General features: G+C 36.7%; 2 protein-coding genes. Both read left to right on the forward strand.

The window, feature by feature from the left end; genetic code table 11:
* Nucleotides 1–60 precede the first annotated feature (60 nt).
* Nucleotides 61–3,939, forward strand: coding sequence for a response regulator (locus tag VLZ86_RS11250; protein WP_325451353.1), 3,879 nt, complete (start codon nucleotides 61–63; stop codon nucleotides 3,937–3,939).
* A 210-nt stretch (nucleotides 3,940–4,149) separates the two neighbouring features.
* Nucleotides 4,150–4,624 (forward strand): carboxypeptidase-like regulatory domain-containing protein (locus VLZ86_RS11255; protein ID WP_325451355.1); only part of this gene is annotated, 475 nt, incomplete at its 3' end.

Raw genomic sequence — 4,624 nt, forward strand, 5'->3', positions numbered from 1 at the left:
GGTACATGGGATGGTCTAAACAGGTACGATGGAAATAATTTTAAAATTTTTAGGCCCGAATTGGACAATGAGACTAGTCTTACCAACCAAGTCGTTCTTAAAATTAACGAAGATAAATCGGGATTTATCTGGGTATTGACACTTCATGGGTTGAATAAATACGATAAAAGAACTAATAGATTCACAAGATACTTCTTCTCGAGAGACGACAAACCGCCATTGACGGAGTCAGAATTCAACATGGCACTTGATGTGTCCAAAAATGTTTATTGTGCTGTTAAAGATTGGGGTATTGGATACTATGATGGTGAGAAATTCCAATTGATAGAGATCGAAGGCCTCCCGAGGAATCCTGTTAAGAAAATGACCTTCACCCCCACGGGAAAATTGCTTTTACTCCTTAATAATCATCAATTTTATTCCATACAAATTGTTACTTCCGCCAATGGAATTAAAAAAGCGACCCAAATTAAGGAAATTTCAAATCGTGTCGTTGACTTTGAGCCGCTTTCCAAAAATGGAATCTACTATATTACGGATTCAAAAACTGCGTTTTTGTACTCTGTCCAGAATGATACGCATCAACTATTGGATGACTCCGATCCAGGAAGAGTTATATCCAAAGTAAAAGAAGGGGTGTTGTTGCACCGTACATCAGGGTATTCTGTACTCAATAATAAGGGTGAACTAGTCACTATACCATGGGTAGAGAAGTTACAGAAGCAAAAACTAACTGCTGTTCTGCAGGGCACGGAAAACATCATTTGGACGGGGACCGATGGGGATGGGCTTTTTAAACTATACCCACAAAAAAAAGTGTTCAATTTGGTTTCAAGGGCCCAGATCCCTGAATTGGAAGGCGGTATAGTCCGGGCATTTCTGGAAGTCGAAAACCATTCATTTTGGGTTGGGACTAAAGGGAATGGTTTGATCCGTTTGCAAAGTCGATTTTATTTAAATCCCAAGGAAAAATTAAAATACCAAAGTTACAATGAAAGCAACAGTGGCTTAAATAACGCCATATTTTCGTTATATAAGGGCCAGGACGATCTTGTTTTAATTGGAACTGATGGAAATGGGCTGAGCGTATTTGACATCAAGAATGATAAGCTCATTAACTGGAGAGAAATTTTAAATAGTGAAAATTGTTCATTTTTTAAGTCTACTTATGCCATTTATCAAGATCAGGATGGATTTATTTGGCTTGGAACCAATGGCTATGGGATGGTTCGTTTTAAGTTGGTTCGTTATGGCGACCATTTAAAAGTCAGTGACTTTAAACACTATTTGGCAGAGGGCGGCAAGGAAGGAGCTTTAAGCAGCAATATCGTTTTTTCAATTATACCCAAAAACGATCGTGAACTTTGGATTGGAACAAGACTGGGAGGATTGGACCTTTTTAATAAAAAGACCCAGGTGTTTAGGACATTCGAACATATCAAATATGATTCGCAGAGTCTGTCCAATAATGATATTTTATACCTTCATACGGATTCGGAAAAAAAACTATGGGTAGGGACAAGTTTAGGATTGAACTTGTTAAGGGAATTTAAAAGTGATACTATTCCTGTATTTCAAAATTTCACTACTAAGGACGGTCTTAGAAATAATACGATTCACGGGATTGTTTCGGATGATAGTTCCAATCTTTGGTTAAGTACAAATTTTGGTTTATCCAATTACATTGTTGAGGAGTCTAAATTTATTAATTATACTAAAAATGAAGGCTTACAGGACAATGAATTTTCGGATGGAGCCATTTATCAACCTACAGGTTCCGACTATGTTTTTGCCGGGGGTGTTAAAGGGTTTAATTATTTCATGTCCTCACGAATTAAAGAATCAGAGGTTATTCCAAACATTCTTGTGGATAAAATTAGTGGCCAGAATGAGGAAGTGCCTTATTTTCAAGGGTTGGTAATTTCCCCATACTCCACCGCACATCCTTCCATTGTTCTAAACCATGATCAAAACTTCTTTGACATCGAATTATCGGCTTTAACCTTCATAAATAATGAGAAGAGCCAATATGCTTATAAGCTAGATGGTTTTGACCAGGACTGGAATATCATCAATAATAGACGAACATTTTCTTTTACGAATGTGCCAAAAGGCAGGTATTCATTATGGCTCAGGTGGTCCAATAGCGATGGGGTATGGGGAGAACCGGTTCGTGCTATAAATATTCAAATCAAACCTGTTTTTTGGCAATCCAATGTAGCCATAGTCGTGTATGGGATTTTGCTCATCCTTTTTCTTTTATTTGTGTGGAGTTATTTCAGTAAGCAGTATACATTAAGGCAAAACATTCTTTCTCAACAAAGAGAGGAAGAAATTCATCAAAATAGACTTAATTTTTTCACCAATGTTGCCCACGAATTCCAAACACCATTAACTTTGATTTTAGGACCTATCCAAAAACTTTCAAAGTCCACGGATATTGTGAATACGGATCAAAAGTACGTCCGGATGATTGAAAGGAATTCTTCAAGATTACTTTTTTTGACACAACAGTTGCTCGAATTTAGAAAGGCGGAATATGGACATTTGGGAATTTCCATAAGGCATTTTGACCTGGTCAATTTAGTGGAACAGATCGCTGAATTGTTTGATGAATGGGCATTACAAAAGAATATCGACTACAAATTGGAGATTTCTTCAGAACTATCTGGGTGGTTTGATAAGGATAAAATTGAAATCATATTATTCAATCTATTGTCAAACGCCTTTAAGTATACGCCTGAAAACGGAAAAATAACCTTGTCTTTAAGTATAGAGGAAAATAATATAGATACTCTGGAGATTGAAGTGGTGAATTCAGGAAAAGGTATTCCGAAAGATAAGTTAGACTCCATATTTGACCGTTTTTTCTTAGCAGATAATGAGGTGTCCAACGAAAAGTTCCGAACTGGAATTGGGTTGGCATACATTAAAAAAATGGTGAACTTACTTGGAGGTGATGTGTTTGTTTTAAGCGAAGAAAATAAGGCGACCACATTTAAGGTTGTGCTTCCTTGCAGTAAAATCGCGTTTAAGGATCAAGAAATAGATTATGAGGAGGGCCAAGTTTTAATTTCAGGTCATTTACAAAATATTATACGAGAAGAATCGGGACTGTCCTATAGAACCCCAAATAAAATCTCTGCTCTTGAAAATCTATTAAATAGAAGAAAATCGATTCTGATTGTAGAAGACGAGAAGGAAATCCACACTTTTTTAAATGAATTGCTAAAGGAGAAATATAGCATATTTACAGCGTTTAATGGAGTGGAGGCTATGAATGTTCTACAAAACAATGAACCTGATCTTATCATTAGTGATGTCATGATGCCCGAAATGGATGGGATAGAACTTTGCAGTAAAATCAAAAGAGATATCAAGACCTGTCATATTCCGTTTATTATGCTTACGGCAAAAGCCGACGTGATACATCGAATTCAAGGCTTGGAAAGTGGAGCAAATGCCTATATCCCTAAACCGTTCCATCCGGATCACTTATTGGTCAGAATTGAAAAACTACTTGAGGAAAAAGAATTGATTTTGAAACATTTTACTCGGGATACAATCGTTGAAAACCTTATAAAACTTCCTATAGATAATGATGATAGGGAGTTTATAGTGCAAGTCATTGAAATTATTCGTGATAATATTGAGAACGAACATATGAATGCCTCCTATATTGAACAGGAATTGGCCATGAGTAGTTCACAATTATACAGAAAGATCAAGCAAATATTTGGTTTTTCACCTGGCGATCTTATCAGGACGATTCGTTTAAAACATGCTGCAGAACTCCTAATAAAAAGCAATCTTACAGTATCTGAAGTATGTTATCAATCTGGATTTAATAACCGGTCTTACTTCTATAGGGAATTCAAAAAAACTTACAATAGTACCCCCAAAGATTATCAATTGCACAATAAACACATAAACGTTTGACATCTATCTTGCTGATTGAGTGATTATTATTGGTGTGGTGTACACTTTTGATTATATAGTGTACACTATTTTTAGGACTCCCCTATATCTTTATGAAATGAATTGTTCGATCACTTTATCAAGAAAAATAGTGGTTAATTGAAATCATTAAAATCTCTATTATCATGGAAAAAATACTCAAATTATTAACTGGTTTAATTCACTTTTATTATGAAAACGCAAATTAAGTATTGCCTACAAATATTAGTGGTGTTGTTTTTTGGAAGTGCATTATATGCACAAACTGTTACAGGAGTTGTTACAGGAGTTGACGGTCCATTGGCCGGAGTCAATGTTATTGAGAAAGGCACTACCAATGGGGCTGCTACAGATTTTGACGGAAATTATAGAATTACTCTTCTAAGTCCTCAAGCAATTTTAGTGTTTAGCCAGTTAGGCTATAAGACCAAGGAGATTGCCGTAAATGGGCAGACCCAAATCAACGTTTCCTTATTGGAGGACTTAGAGGCTTTGGACGAGGTTGTGCTCGTGGGCTATTCTTCAAGAAAGAAATCAACCTTGACAGGAGCAGTTTCGGTTGTGGATATGGGGGATCTTGAAAGAACCCGGGTAGTTAATGTCACACAGGCTTTGCAAGGCCAAGTTGCCGGCGTTCAGGTGACTGCCAGCACGGGGGCCCCTGGAG

This window comes from Gelidibacter sp., from assembly GCF_035515035.1.
Taxonomy (GTDB): domain Bacteria; phylum Bacteroidota; class Bacteroidia; order Flavobacteriales; family Flavobacteriaceae; genus Gelidibacter.